This window comes from Brachybacterium halotolerans subsp. kimchii (genome assembly GCF_020792675.1).
GTDB classification, from domain to species: domain Bacteria; phylum Actinomycetota; class Actinomycetes; order Actinomycetales; family Dermabacteraceae; genus Brachybacterium; species Brachybacterium halotolerans.
On sequence record NZ_CP086254.1, the window covers coordinates 617,102 to 630,365 of the forward strand.

At 71.9% G+C, this 13,264-nt stretch carries 10 protein-coding genes and 1 tRNA gene; 2 read left to right on the forward strand and 9 right to left on the reverse strand.

The genetic code is table 11. The annotated features are described in order from the left end of the window. Positions 1-4: 4 nt before the first annotated feature. The 6 genes from aroB to polA all read right to left on the reverse strand — a co-directional run bounded on the left by aroB (position 5) and on the right by polA (position 8,508). Complete coding sequence (gene aroB, locus Bra3105_RS02810; protein ID WP_200500623.1) at positions 5-1,135, reverse strand: 3-dehydroquinate synthase; 1,131 nt, start codon at positions 1,133-1,135, stop codon at positions 5-7. Further along, on the reverse strand, positions 1,132-1,746 hold the full coding sequence (locus Bra3105_RS02815) for a shikimate kinase (RefSeq protein WP_228358519.1): 615 nt from the start codon (positions 1,744-1,746) through the stop codon (positions 1,132-1,134). The genes aroB and Bra3105_RS02815 overlap by 4 nt, the downstream gene beginning before the upstream one ends. Beyond that, on the reverse strand, positions 1,743-2,984 hold the full coding sequence (gene aroC, locus Bra3105_RS02820; RefSeq protein WP_323188842.1) for a chorismate synthase: 1,242 nt from the start codon (positions 2,982-2,984) through the stop codon (positions 1,743-1,745). The genes Bra3105_RS02815 and aroC overlap by 4 nt, the downstream gene beginning before the upstream one ends. Before the next feature lie 76 nt (positions 2,985-3,060). Continuing rightward, on the reverse strand, positions 3,061-3,891 hold the full coding sequence (locus tag Bra3105_RS02825; RefSeq protein WP_200500622.1) for an HAD-IIA family hydrolase: 831 nt from the start codon (positions 3,889-3,891) through the stop codon (positions 3,061-3,063). Positions 3,892-4,049: 158 nt separating this feature from the next. Next, complete coding sequence (gene rpsA, locus Bra3105_RS02830) at positions 4,050-5,540, reverse strand: 30S ribosomal protein S1 (RefSeq protein WP_200500621.1); 1,491 nt, start codon at positions 5,538-5,540, stop codon at positions 4,050-4,052. 247 nt (positions 5,541-5,787) lie between these two features. Next, positions 5,788-8,508: a DNA polymerase I gene (polA, locus tag Bra3105_RS02835; protein ID WP_228358520.1), complete on the reverse strand. Its 2,721-nt coding sequence runs from the start codon at positions 8,506-8,508 to the stop codon at positions 5,788-5,790. Positions 8,509-8,567: 59 nt separating this feature from the next. Between polA and Bra3105_RS02840 the strand changes: the two genes are divergently transcribed. Beyond that, positions 8,568-9,023, forward strand: coding sequence for a hotdog fold thioesterase (locus Bra3105_RS02840; protein WP_228358521.1), 456 nt, complete (start codon positions 8,568-8,570; stop codon positions 9,021-9,023). Positions 9,024-9,067: 44 nt separating this feature from the next. On the opposite strand, the gene Bra3105_RS02845 is transcribed toward Bra3105_RS02840, so the two are convergent. Together Bra3105_RS02845 and Bra3105_RS02850 are read right to left on the reverse strand one after the other, a co-directional pair. Continuing rightward, entirely contained in the window at positions 9,068-10,423 is a 1,356-nt protein-coding gene (locus Bra3105_RS02845; protein ID WP_228358522.1) for an ABC transporter substrate-binding protein, read from the reverse strand. 91 nt (positions 10,424-10,514) lie between these two features. Further along, a complete protein-coding gene (locus Bra3105_RS02850; protein ID WP_200500617.1) occupies positions 10,515-11,174 on the reverse strand; it encodes an ANTAR domain-containing response regulator in 660 nt (219 codons plus the stop codon). A 201-nt stretch (positions 11,175-11,375) separates the two neighbouring features. On the opposite strand from Bra3105_RS02850, the gene Bra3105_RS02855 reads away from it, so the two are divergent. Beyond that, positions 11,376-11,458: transfer RNA gene (locus Bra3105_RS02855), tRNA-Leu, on the forward strand. Between the two features lie 147 nt (positions 11,459-11,605). Here Bra3105_RS02855 and pyk read toward each other — a convergent pair. Further along, positions 11,606-13,078, reverse strand: a complete 1,473-nt coding sequence (pyk, locus tag Bra3105_RS02860) for a pyruvate kinase (protein ID WP_228358523.1) — start codon at positions 13,076-13,078, stop codon at positions 11,606-11,608. Positions 13,079-13,264 lie beyond the last annotated feature (186 nt).

Genomic DNA, 13,264 nt, shown 5'->3' on the forward strand with positions numbered 1-13,264 from the left:
CCTCTCAGTCCTCGGCGATCGCGGAGTAGGCGGAGAGCAGCAGGGCCGGGTCAGGCCCCTCGAGGCGCGAGACCTTGCCGATGCGGTCCAGGACGACGAAGCGCAGCAGGCCGGCGCGCGACTTCTTGTCGCGCTTCATGGCCTCCTCGAGCTTGGGCCACTGGCGGCCGCGGTAGGTCGTGGGCAGTCCCAGGGAGACGAGGAGGTCGCGATGACGGTCCACGTCGGCCTCGGAGAGCTTGCCGGCGAGGTGCGCGAGCTCGGCCGCGAACATCATGCCCACGGACACCGCGGCGCCGTGGCGCCACTGGTAGCGCTCGTTGTGCTCGATGGCGTGGCCCAGCGTGTGGCCGTAGTTGAGGATCTCGCGCTCACCGGTCTCGGTGAGGTCGGCGGAGACCACTCGGGCCTTCACGCGGATCGCGCGCTCCATGATCTCGCGGAAGGCGGGGGTGGAGATGTCGAGCACGGCGGCGGGGTCGGCCTCGACGACCTCGAGGATGCGCGTGTCCTCGATGAAGCCTGCCTTGACGACCTCGGCGAGGCCCGCGGCGACGTCGTGCGCGCCGAGCCCGGCGAGCACGTCGAGGTCCTCGATCACGGCGATCGGCGGGTGGAAGGAGCCCACGAGGTTCTTGCCCTCGGCGGTGTTGATGCCGGTCTTCCCGCCGACGGCCGCATCGACCATCGCGGCGACCGTGGTGGGCACCTGCAGCACGTCGATGCCGCGCAGCCACGTCGCCGCGATGAAGCCCGCGACGTCGGTCGCGGCGCCGCCGCCGAGTCCGATCACGAGGTCGCTCCGGGAGATCTCCGCCTGTCCGCACACCTGCCAGAGGAAGCCCGCGACCTGCACGGTCTTCGCCTCCTCGCCGTCGGGGATCTCCGCGAGGAACGCGGAGCGGTCGGTCGCGGCGACGGCCTCGCGCAGCTCCTCGGCGACGGTGCGGAGACTGGGCTGGTGGACGATGACGACGCGGCGGGCGTTCGCGGGGATGCGCTGCGGCAGGCCCGCCAGCAGACCGCGGCCCACGACGACGTCGTAGCCGCCCGTGGGTGTGCCCACGGGGATGACGGTGGTGTCCGGGGCGTCGGTGCCGGCGGGTTCTGTGTCGGCAGGGTTCTCGGGGCTCATGCGTGCTCCTTCGGTGCGGGCGGCTCGGCGCCCTCCAGGGTCTCGATGATGCGGCGGGCGATCTGGTCGATCCCGCCGTGGGTCGCGTCGATGCTCCAGCGCGCAGCCTCGCGGTACAGCGGCATGCGCGCGTCGGTGAGGGTGCGCCAGCGGCCCAGCGGGTCCTCGCCGCCGAGCATCGGCCGGCCCCGGCCCCGTCCCACGCGGGACCGGGCCGTCTCCTCGTCGATCTCGAGCAGCACGGCGGGGCGGGCGGCGACGAGCGCGCGCGAGCCCTCGGCGACGACGGCGCCGCCGCCCAGGGCGAGCACTCCCGTGTGCGCCTCGAGCGCGAGGGCTAGCACTCTCGCCTCGAGGTCGCGGAAGGCGCTCTCGCCCTGGGCGGCGAAGATCTCGGGGATGCTACGACCGGCGGCCTCGATGATCAGCTCGTCGAGATCGGCGAAGGGCACGCCGAGCCGGCGCGCGACCTCGCGGCCGATGGTGGTCTTCCCCGCGCCCATGGGGCCGATGAGCACCAGGCGCGGGCCGCCGCCCGAGGGCGTCGGGGCGGGATCCTCTGCGCCGGGTGCGGGGGTCGACGGGCTCGGGTCCGTGGACACCGTGCTCACGCCGACGGGGCGCCGCCGAGGCGCGACTGCTGGGCGACGGTCTCGGCGAGGTGGGCGCGGATCTCCTCGACGCTGTCGCCGCCGGTCTTCTCGAGCAGGGCGTCGGCGAGGACGAGTGCGACCATGGCCTCGGCGATCACCGCGGCGGGGGCGACGGCGCAGACGTCGGAGCGCTGGTGGTTCGCGGTGGCCTCGCCGCCCGTGGTGACGTCCACGGTGCGCAGGGCGCGCGGGACCGTCGAGATCGGCTTGAGGGCCCCGCGCACGCGGATGACCTGGCCGTTGCTCATGCCGCCCTCGAGGCCGCCGGCCCGGTTGGTCACGCGCGGGTACTCGCGGTCCTCCCCTGCGTCCTGCGCGGGAAGGATCTCGTCGTGCGCGCGGGAGCCGCGACGGGCGGCGGTCGTGAAGCCGTCGCCGATCTCGACGCCCTTCATGGCCTGGATCGACATGATCGCCTGCGCGAGGCGGCCGTCGAGCTTGCGGTCCCACTGGGTGTGGGAGCCCAGGCCCACAGGCACCCCGTAGGCGAGGACCTCGACGACCCCGCCCAGGGTGTCGCCGTCGGCCTTCGCGGCGTCGACCTCGGCGACCATGGCCCCCGATGTGGCGGGATCGAAGCAGCGCAGGGGGTCCTCGTCCAGGCGCGAGGAGTCGGCCGGCTGGGGGAGCTCGGCGTCCTCGGGGGCGCGCACCGCGCCCACGGCCAGGGTGTGGGAGACCAGGCGGATGCCGGCGGCCTGCTCGAGCAGGGCCGCGGCGACGCGCCCGGCGGCGACCCGTGCGGCGGTCTCGCGGGCGCTCGCGCGCTCGAGCACCGGGCGGGCGTCCTCGAAGCCGTACTTGAGCATGCCGGAGAGGTCGGCGTGGCCCGGGCGCGGCCGCGTGAGCGGACGGTTGCGCGCGATCTCGCGCTCGTCGCCCGTGCCGGCGTCGATCAGCAGGTCCTCGCGCGGCACGGGGTCGGCCGACATGACCTTCTCCCACTTGGGCCATTCGGAGTTCGCGATCTCGATCGCGAGCGGGGAGCCCAGGGTGAGGCCGTGGCGGAGGCCGCTGTGGATCGCGACCACGTCCTGCTCGAACTTCTGGCGGCTGCCGCGGCCGTGGCCGAGGCGGCGGCGCGCGAGAGCGGAGCGCAGATCGTCACTGGTCAGCTCGATCCCGGCGGGGACGCCGTCGAGCAGGGAGATGAGGGAGGGGCCGTGGGATTCCCCGGCCGTGAGCCAGCGCAGCATGACCCCGATCCTCTCACGCGCAGGAGGGCGCGGGTCGCGCCGTCCCAGAGGGGCAGCCCCGAGGGATCCGTCCCCTTCAGTCCTCGTCGAGCTCGACGGCCTCGTGCGGCGTGAGCTGCTCGATGAGCGGGACCAGGTCGGAGATGCCGGGCAGCACGGTCGTCGGCCGGTACGGGTACTTCGCGATGTCGCGCTGCGCCGTCGAGCCCGTGAGCACGAGCACGGAGCGCATGCCCGCCTCGAGGCCGGACTTCACATCGGTGTCCATGCGGTCGCCGATCATCACGGAGGTCTCTGAGTGGGCGCCGATGCGGTTCAGGGCCGTGCGCATCATGAGCGGGTTGGGCTTGCCCACGTAGTACGGGTGGATGCCCGTGGCGGCGGTGATCATGGCGGCGACCGAGCCGGTGGCCGGCAGCGGGCCCTCGGCGCTCGGCCCGGAGACGTCCGGGTTGGTGGCGATGAACTTCGCGCCCTTGTCGATGAGGCGGATCGCCCGGGTGATCGACTCGAAGGAGTACGTGCGGGTCTCCCCCAGCACCACGAACTCGACGTCCGTGTCGGCGAGGATGAAGCCCTCCTCGTGCATGGCGCTCGTGAGTCCCGCTTCTCCGATCACGTACGCGGAGGAGCCGGGTGCCTGCTCGGCGAGGAAGCGCGCGGTGGCCAGCGCGCTCGTCCAGATCGCCTCCTCGGGGATCTCGATGCCGCTGCGCGAGAGCCGTGCCCGCAGGTCCCGTGGCGTGAAGATCGAGTTGTTCGTGAGCACCAGGAAGGGCCGGTCGAACTGCTGGAGGGCGGCGATGAAGTCCGCGGCTCCCGGCAGGGCCGACTGCTCGTGGACGAGGACGCCGTCCATGTCGGTGAGCCAGGTGTGGACGGGATGGTCTTCGAGAGCGGTGGTCATGCCCCTAGTGTGCCCTGTCCTGCGGCTCCCCCGCAGGGGCCGGCGTGCCCCGGCATGCGACGACGGGCGCCACCCGTGGGGGTGACGCCCGTCGTGGGCTTCCGGGATCCGGGAGCGGCGAGGCGGTGCCCTGCCGGCCCGTGCCGGTCATCAGCCGATCAGTTGCCGGTGAGCTTCGCGCGCAGCGCGGCCAGCGCCTCGTCCGAGGCCAGCGTGCCCTCGTCCGAGGACGCCGACTGGTAGGACTGCGCAGCGGCGGCGGGAGCCGGCGAGGAGGTGCTGGTGGTGGCCTGCTGGCCGCCGCCCTGGCTCGCGGACTCCTCGTCGGCCTTGATGGCCTCGGCGACCTGGGCCTTGTGGGCGGTCCAGCGCTCGTAGGCGGCCGCGTACTGGCCCTCCCACTCCTCGCGCTGGGACTCGTAGCCCTCGAGCCACTCGTTGGTCTCCGGGTCGAAGCCCTCGGGGTACTTGTACTCGCCGTTCTCGTCGTAGTCGGCGGCCATGCCGTACAGCGCCGGGTCGAAGGTGGTGTCGTCGCCCTCGGGGTCGACGCCCTCGTTGGCCTGCTTGAGCGAGAGCGAGATGCGGCGACGCTCGAGGTCGATGTCGATGACCTTGACGAAGACGTCCTGGTCGACCGACACGACCTGCTCGGGCAGGTCGACGTGGCGCTGGGCCAGCTCGGAGATGTGGACGAGGCCCTCGATGCCGTCCTCGACGCGGACGAACGCGCCGAAGGGGACGAGCTTGGTGACCTTGCCCGGCACGACCTCGCCGATGGCGTGGGTGCGGGCGAACAGCTGCCACGGGTCCTCCTGGGTCGCCTTCAGCGACAGGGAGACGCGCTCGCGGTCCATGTCGACATCCAGGACCTCGACCTTGACCTTCTGACCGACCTCGACGACCTCGCTCGGGTGGTCGATGTGCTTCCAGGACAGCTCGGAGACGTGCACGAGGCCGTCCACGCCGCCCAGGTCGACGAAGGCGCCGAAGTTGACGATCGAGGAGACGACGCCCTCGCGGACCTGGCCCTTCTGCAGGGTCTGCAGGAAGTCCGAGCGGACCGCGGACTGGGTCTCCTCGAGGTAGGCGCGACGGGAGAGGACCACGTTGTTGCGGTTCTTGTCGAGCTCGATGATCTTCGCCTCGATCTCCTGGCCGACGTACGGCTGCAGGTCGCGCACGCGGCGCATCTCGACGAGGGAGGCCGGGAGGAAGCCGCGCAGGCCGATGTCGACGATGAGACCGCCCTTGACGACCTCGATGACGTGACCGGTGACGACGCCCTCGTCCTCCTTGATCTGCTCGATCGTGCCCCAGGCGCGCTCGTACTGGGCGCGCTTCTTGGACAGGATCAGGCGACCCTCCTTGTCCTCCTTCTGGAGGACGAGTGCCTCGATCTCGTCGCCGACCTCGACGACCTCGCCGGGGTCGACGTCGTGCTTGATCGAGAGCTCGCGCGAGGGGATGACGCCCTCGGTCTTATAGCCGATGTCGAGCAGGACCTCGTCGTGATCGACCTTCACCACGGTGCCCTCGACGATGTCGCCATCGTTGAAGTACTTGATGGTCGAGTCGATGGCGGCCATGAGCTCATCGGCATCGCCGATGTCGTTGATGGCGATCTGGGGGGTCGTGGTGTCGGTCATGTAGGTCGGAACTCCGTAGGGACAGATATGAGTGGGTGGACGATCTGGTGCCCGGGCGCAGGTGCGCACAGACCCGTCCAGAGTACCAGCACGCAGCCTCGGGCGCGACCCGGGATCCGGGCCGTCGGGAGTGTTCTGCGCGACGCCCGACGGTCCGGGCGCGGTCCGGACGAGAGCGGGTCGCGCCGGGTCCGGTTCGGGGCGAGACGGATCAGGGAGGATCGATCAGGATCGAATCGGGCCGGGGTCAGTGCGCGGCGTCGAGCCAGGTGCGTCCGACGCCGACGCCGACCTCGAGGGGCACCGAGATCTCGTAGGCGTCGCCCATCCTGGTGACGACGAGATCCCGCACCTGCTCGAGCTCGCCCGGGGCGATCTCGAGGACGAGCTCGTCGTGGACCTGGAGCAGGACGCGGCTGTGCAGCCCGGCCTCCCGCAGGTCGGCGGCGACGCGCAGCATGGCGAGCTTGATGATGTCGGCCGCGCTCCCCTGGATCGGCGAGTTCAGGGCGACGCGCTCGGCGTTCTCGCGGCGCTGGCGGTTGTCGCTCGTGAGGTCGGGGAGGTAGCGGCGGCGGCCCAGGATGGTCTCGGTGTACCCGGTGCTCCTCGCCTGCTCGACGCTCTCGCGCAGGAAGTCGCGCACGCCGCCGAAGCGCTCGAAGTACCCGTCGCGCAGACCTGTGGCCTCCGCCTGCGAGATGTGCAGCTGGCGGGCGAGGCCGAAGGCGCTGAGCCCGTAGGCGAGTCCGTAGGAGACGGCCTTGGTCTTCGAGCGCATCGCCGCGCTCACGTCCTCGGGGGCGACGTCGAAGACGCGGGAGGCGACGAAGCGGTGCAGGTCCTCGCCCGAGCGGAAGGCCTCGATGAGGCCCTCGTCCTCGGAGAGGTGCGCCATGATCCGCATCTCGATCTGCGAGTAGTCCGCGGTGAGCAGCTGCTCGTACCCCTCGGAGACCACGAAGGCGCTGCGGATCCGCCGCCCCTCCTCGGTGCGCATGGGGATGTTCTGCAGGTTCGGGTTGTTCGAGGAGAGCCGGCCCGTCGCGGCGATGTTCTGGTGGAAGGTCGTATGGATGCGGCCGTCCTCGGCGATGAACCGCCGCAGGGTCTCGATGATCTGCCGCATCTTGGTGACATCGCGGTGGGCGAGCAGATGCGCGAGGAAGGGGTGCTGGGTCTTCTCGAAGAGGTCCGTGAGGGTCTCGGCGTTGGTGCTGTAGCCGGTCTTGGTGCGCCGGCCCTTGGGCATGCCGAGCCTCTCGTAGAGGACCTCCTGGAGCTGCTTGGGAGAGCCCAGGTTGATGCGCTCCCCGTCGATCTCCGAGAACGCGGCCTCGGCGACCTCGGTCTGCCGGCGCTCGTGCTCGGCGTCGAGATCCGCGAGCACCTCGTCCTCGACCTGGATGCCCACGGCCTCCATCTCCCCGAGGACCGTCGCGAGCGGCAGCTCGAGATCGTCGTGGAGGGCGGTCGCCTCGTGCTCCTCGAGATCCGTGCGCAGCAGCGGGACGAGGCGACGTACGGCGTCGGCCGCGCGGGCGAGGCTCTCGTCGGCCGCGCCGTCGTCCCCCTCGAGGTCCAGGGTCTGCTGAGGCGCGGCCTGCTCGGCCTCGAGCTCCTCCTGGAGATGGCGCATGACCAGGCCCGCAAGGTCCGTCGGCCTCTGGTCCGGGCGGCACAGGAACTCGGCGAGCGAGAGGTCGGTGCCCCAGCCCTCGACGTCGAGCCCGCGGGCGGAGAGCTCGTGCACCGCGAGCTTCGCGTCGTGCGCGTCCTTGCGGACGGAGGCGTCGGAGAGCCAGGCCGCGAGGGCCTGCTCCCCGTCGGTGTCGAGGCGCTCGAGATCGATGACGGCCAGAGCCGACTCGGTGGAGAGGGCGATCCGGCGGGCCTCCCCGAGTCCGAGCTCCCAGGTGCCGTCGATCGCGAGCGCCGCGCCGCCCGCGAAGGGCCCCCGCAGCGCCGCCGCGAGGTCCTTGCCCTCGGGACGGGTGATCTCGGGCAGCTCGGCCGCCTGCTCGTCGGCCGCCGCGTCCGCCCCCTCCTCCCCCTCGGGGAGGAAGACGGCGGGGAGGTCACGGCGGATGGTCGCGCCGAAGGCCAGGTCGTCGAAGACCTCATGGACGGCGGCGCGGTCGCCGCGGCCCAGCGTGAAGACGACCTCGTCGTCCGGCAGCTCCAGATCGGTGACGGCGGCGTTCATCACCCGGTTGCGGCGCACGTCCTCGACGTGGTCGCGCAGGGACTGACCTGCCTTGCCGGTGATCTCCTCCGCGTGCTCCAGGAGGCTCTCGAGGTCGCCGTACTTCCCGATCCACTTGGCGGCGGTCTTGGGGCCGACGCCGGGAACGCCCGGGAGGTTGTCGGCGCTCTCCCCCACGAGCGCCGCCAGATCCGGATAGTGCTCGGGGGTGACCTGGTACTTCTCCTCGACGGCCGCGGGGTCCATGCGCCGCATCTCGGTGACGCCCTTGACGGGCTGCAGCAGGGTGACCCCGGGGCCGACGAGCTGGATGGCGTCGCGGTCGCTGGAGACGATCAGCGCCTCCTGCTCGCGGGTGCGCATGCGGGTCGCGAGGGTCGCGATGATGTCGTCGGCCTCGAAGTCGGGCACCTCGAGCCAGGTCACGCCGAGGGCGTCGAGCGTCTTCTGGATGAGCGCGATCTGCCCGATGAACTGCGCGGGGGTCTCGTCGCGACCGGCTTTGTACTGGTCGTAGATGCGATCGCGGAAGGTGCCGCCCGCCATGTCGAAGGCGACGGCGACGTGGGTGGGCCGCTCGGAGGCGACCACGTTGAACAGCATCCGCGCGAAGCCGTAGACGGCGTTCGTCGACTGGCCGCGTCCGTCGGTGAAGCCGTCCGCGGGCAGCGCGAAGAAGGCGCGGAACGCCATCGCGTGCCCGTCGATGAGGAGGAGGCGGACGGGTGCCTGGTCGCTGCCGGGATGCTCGCTCGAGGTCATGGGGCAAGTCTCGCACGGGCCGCCCCCGGACGCGCGCGGCGCTGTGGCACTCTGGCCCCATGACCTCCACGGATCCCCACGAGACAGCCGCCGCCGATCTGCCCGCCGCCGAGCTCGCCGCGGGCGCGCTGCGGGGCACCCTGAGCGAGACCATGGGCATGCGCTGCGTGCGCCTGGGGCCCGACGGCGGCGAGATGACGATGCCCGTCGAGGGGAACCTGCAGCCGGCGGGGCTCCTCCACGGCGGCGCGACGATCGCCCTGGCCGAGACCATCGGCTCGATGGCCGCCCTGCTGCAGGCGCGCGCCGTCCACGGCGAGGGGGCGCAGGCGGTGGGCACCTCGATCTCCGCCACCCATCACCGCTCGGGGCGCAGCGGGCTCGTCACCGCGCACTGCCGGGCCCAGCACCTGGGTCGGCAGGTCGCCTCGTACCTCGTCGAGGTCGTCGACGAGCAGGAGAGGCTGCTGTCCACGATCCAGGTCTCGACCATGCTGCTGCCGCCGCGAGGCTGACCCGGGGGGGAGCGAGAGAGGCGCTCCTCCCCTGCTCGCCCCTGCTACTCGGAGAGGTCGAAGCTGTCCGTGGTGGGCGCCGATATCGCCCCGTCATCGGAGAAGGTGAAGGTGCGCAGGCCCCCGGAGACGGGGTCGCCGTCCTTGCCGAGGGCGAGATCGCCGGTCGCGAGGGCGTAGGCGATCGAGGCGGTCTCGTCGTACTGCAGGCTCGCGCGGAGCCGCTCGACGCACTCGCTGACGTCGGCGCACTCCGTCTCCCCCACGAGCAGGTCCGGGATGGCGGCGGCGATCGTCGTCCCCTCGAGGGAGAGCGCCTGCTGCGCCGCGAGGCAGATGAGCGCCACGGCGTCGAAGGCCTGGGTGGCGGCGCCCATGGCGGGCGGCCCGAGCTCGACCAGGTCCGAGTCCGCGTTGAGCATCATCAGGCGGAAGGTCTCGGAGACGTCGCCACCGGCCTGGATCGCCTGCGCCCCCTCGAGCGCCTCCTTCGGCAGGTGCTCGCCCGCGTGGTCGCGGGCTCCGAGGCCCGCAAGGCGCACGGCGATGTCGAAGCGGGGCCGGCCCTGGTCGTCGGCGAGCTCGTCGTGGAGGGCGCCGAACAGGGTCCCGGTCTCCTCGCCGCCCGTGAGCACGAGCATCGCGGGCTTCGCCTTCGCGATCTTCTTCGCCCAGGCCTTCGCGTCGCCGAGCTTCCCGAAGGGGTAGGTCCCCTCGAGCACGAGCTTCGCCCCGCGGGGCCGGCCCTGGGTGGTGAGCTGGTCGCGGAGGTTCTCCGACGCCTCGTCCTTCGTGCCCAGGAACGCGATCGTGCCCGGTGCGCCGCCCTTCTGGGGGTGCAGGCCCACGGACTCCTCCACGAGGTGGCGCGCGATCGCCTCCTGCGTCGGCGCCAGGCGGGTCAGCAGACCGGAGCCGGCGGAGCCCGAGCGCACGCGCGTGGAGCTGGAGGTCGGCGAGACCAGCGCCATCCCGGTGTCGGCGATCGCCGCGAGGTGCTTCGCGAGCTGGGCGTCGTCCACCGAGAGCACGAGGGCGGAGGCCTTGGCGGCAGCGAGCTCCTCGGCGATCGCGCCGAGGTCGTCGTCGGCCGATTCGACGATGCGCGGCTCGATCAGCTCCACCTCGCGCCCGAACACGCCGCCGTCGTAGTTGATCTCGCGCATCGCCTGGTTGATCGCGGCGATCACCTGCGGATGCGTCTGGCCGACGGGACCGGCGGTGGTGAGGATCGCGCCGATGCGCAGGGGCTCGTCCGGCACGGACTCGGAGGGGTCGCCCGCGGCGGGCGTCGTCGCATCGCCCCGGACCAGGGGCCCGATCCTGCAGCCGGCGAGGACGGTCGTGCCGAGGGCGCCCGCGACGAGCGAGCGCGCGAGGGCGCGCCGGGAGATGCTCATGCGGCGGCCTCTCTCGCGACTCGGGCTGCGGGGTCGTGGGCGAGCAGGAGGGATCACGGACCGCCGCGGACGGCGGACCCTGAGGACCTCGTCAGTCCTTCCCGCGCCCGCCGAGCTGATCGACGACGGCGTCGGCGACCTCGCGCATGGTCAGACGACGATCCATGGACGTCTTCTGGATCCAGCGGAAGGCCTCGGGCTCGCTCAGCCCCATGTTGGACTGCAGGAGGCCCTTCGCGCGGTCCACGCGCTTGCGGGTCTCGAAGCGCTCGCCGAGGTCCTCGATCTCGTTCTCGAGCTCGACGATCTGCGCGTGGCGGGAGATCGCGATCTCGATCGCCGGCAGCAGATCGGCCGCGGTGAAGGGCTTGACGACGTAGGCCATGGCGCCCGCGTCGCGCGCGCGCTCGACGAGCTCGCCCTGCGAGAAGGCGGTGAGCATGACGACCGGCGCGAGGCTGTCCTCGCCGATCTTCTCCGCGGCGGTGACGCCGTCGGCCTTGGGCATCTTCACGTCGAGCACGACGATGTCGGGGCGCAGCTCGCGGGTCTTCTCGACGGCGCTCACACCGTCGCCCACGGCCGCCACGACGTCGAAGCCGGCCTCGGTGAGGGTCTCGACGATGTCCATCCGGATCAGGCTCTCGTCCTCCGCGACGACGGCGGTGCGACGGCCCTTCGCAGGGGCCTCCTCCTCGGGAGCCTTGGCATCGAGATCGAGGGGGACCTCGTCGGGGGTGACATCGTTCATGGGGTACGTGCTCACTTCCTGTGGCTCGCTCCGGTACTGGCCGGAGCGCTGATGCATGCGGTCGCGACGCCCGCTCGGCGCGCGTCGCACACGCGTTATCCTAGACCAGCTGTCCCGCGAGGGCCCGTCGTGAGCGGTCACGCGGGTCCGCACGGCGAGCAGGGTCACGGGAGCTCCCATGCCCCTCTCCCCCACGGGCGCGCCGGGTTGGCGGAATGGTAGACGCGGCGCACTCAAAATGCGCTGTCCGCAAGGGCGTGCGGGTTCGAGTCCCGCACCCGGTACACGAGGACGCGGAAGGGCCCCTTTCCCGGATCCGATGCTCGGATCCGGGAACGGGGCCCTTCGTGCTGCGCGACGGGTGCGCCTCCGGTCGCGGGGCACCCGGGGTGCGGCCGGACGCCCCGCGGGTGCCTCCGGCGACCCGGGTCTCAGGACTCCTGGGTGCCGGCGGCGATGCGGTCGGCCTCGATCCGCGCGGACTCGGCGCCGTCGAGGTCGCCGATGCGGTGCACGCGCAGGGTGTTCGTCGAGCCGTGGACGCCGGGGGGCGAGCCGGCGGCGACGATCACCAGGTCGTTCTTCTGCAGTCCCTTGTGCTCGCGCAGCAGCTCGTCGACGACGAGGACCATCTCGTCCGTGTTCTTCTGCATCGGCACGAGGTGCGCCTCGATGCCCCAGGAGAGCGCGAGCTGATGGCGCACGTGCTCGTAGGGGGTGAGGGCGAGCAGGGGGATGGACGGGCGCAGGCGCGCGAGGCGGCGCGCGGTGTCCCCGGACTCGGTGAAGGTCACCAGGTACTGGGCGGACAGCTGGCTGCCGATCTCCGCCGCCGCGCGGGTGATGGCGCCGCCGCGGGTGTGCGGGATGGTGCCCAGCGGGAGGATGCGGTCGGCGCCGTTCTCCTCCGTGTTGGTGACGATGCGCGCCATGGTGCGCACGGCCTCGAAGGGGTACTTGCCCACGCTGGTCTCGCCCGAGAGCATGACCGCGTCGGCCCCGTCGAGGATGGCGTTGGCGCAGTCCGAGGCCTCGGCGCGGGTGGGGCGCGGGCTCTCGATCATCGACTCGAGGACCTGGGTGGCCACGATGACGGGCTTGGCGTTGCGGCGGGCCAGCTCGATCGCGCGCTTCTGGACGAGCGGGACCTGCTCGAGCGGCAGCTCGACGCCGAGGTCGCCGCGGGCGACCATGATGCCGTCGAAGGCGCCGACGATCGCGCGCAGCGCCCGCACGGCCTGGGGCTTCTCGATCTTGGCGATGACCGGGACCCGCCGGCCCTCCTCCTGCATGATCCGCAGGACGTCGTCCATGTCGTGCGCGTCGCGCACGAAGGAGAGGGCGATCAGATCGGCGCCGAGGTTCAGTCCCCAGCGCAGGTCGTCGATGTCCTTCTCGCTCATGGCGGGGACCGAGACGGCCACGCCGGGCAGGTTGATGCCCTTGTGGTTCGAGACGGGCCCGGGGACCTCGACGACGGTGCGCACCTCGGTGTCGGACACGTCGGTCACGCGCACCGACACCTTGCCGTCGTCGATCAGGAGGACGTCGCCGGGACGGCAGTCGCCGGGCAGGCCCTTGAAGGTCGTGGAGACGCGCTCCTTGGTGCCCTCGACGTCCTCGGTGGTGATGGTGAACTCATCGCCCACCTCGAGGCGATGGGGGCCGTCGGCGAAGTTCCCGAGCCGGATCTTGGGTCCCTGGAGGTCGACGAGGACCGCGACGTTGCGCCCCAGGTCATCGGCTGCGCGGCGGATGTTCGCGTAGACCTTCTCGTGGTCGTCGTGGGTGCCGTGGCTCAGGTTCATCCTGGCCACGTTCATCCCGGCGTCGATCAGCGTGCGGATCTGCTCATACGAGCTCGTCGCCGGGCCCAGTGTGCAGACGATCTTGGCTTTTCGCATGTCAACCCATCTATCGGAGGTAAGTGGGGGCGCGCATCCCCGTCGCAGCGGGGTGCATCCGGGCAACGCGCTGCCACGGGTCGCACCGCTGTGATCCGTCGCCGTCCAGTGTACTGTCCGCGCGGCGGAGCCGGGCGGCGCGACCGGCCAGCGGTCGGAGCACGGGCGAACGACCCGGGGCAGCGC

Bases quoted from the DNA above. Each gene is read 5' to 3' on its own strand.
- aroB (WP_200500623.1), bottom strand. From the start codon at position 1,135: ATGAGCCCCGAGAACCCTGCCGACACAGAACCCGCCGGCACCGACGCC.
- pyk (WP_228358523.1), bottom strand. From the start codon at position 13,078: ATGCGAAAAGCCAAGATCGTCTGCACACTGGGCCCGGCGACGAGCTCG.
- Bra3105_RS02850 (WP_200500617.1), bottom strand. From the start codon at position 11,174: ATGAACGATGTCACCCCCGACGAGGTCCCCCTCGATCTCGATGCCAAG.
- rpsA (WP_200500621.1), bottom strand. From the start codon at position 5,540: ATGACCGACACCACGACCCCCCAGATCGCCATCAACGACATCGGCGAT.
- Bra3105_RS02845 (WP_228358522.1), bottom strand. From the start codon at position 10,423: ATGAGCATCTCCCGGCGCGCCCTCGCGCGCTCGCTCGTCGCGGGCGCC.
- Bra3105_RS02840 (WP_228358521.1), top strand. From the start codon at position 8,568: ATGACCTCCACGGATCCCCACGAGACAGCCGCCGCCGATCTGCCCGCC.
- aroC (WP_323188842.1), bottom strand. From the start codon at position 2,984: ATGCTGCGCTGGCTCACGGCCGGGGAATCCCACGGCCCCTCCCTCATC.
- Bra3105_RS02825 (WP_200500622.1), bottom strand. From the start codon at position 3,891: ATGACCACCGCTCTCGAAGACCATCCCGTCCACACCTGGCTCACCGAC.
- polA (WP_228358520.1), bottom strand. From the start codon at position 8,508: ATGACCTCGAGCGAGCATCCCGGCAGCGACCAGGCACCCGTCCGCCTC.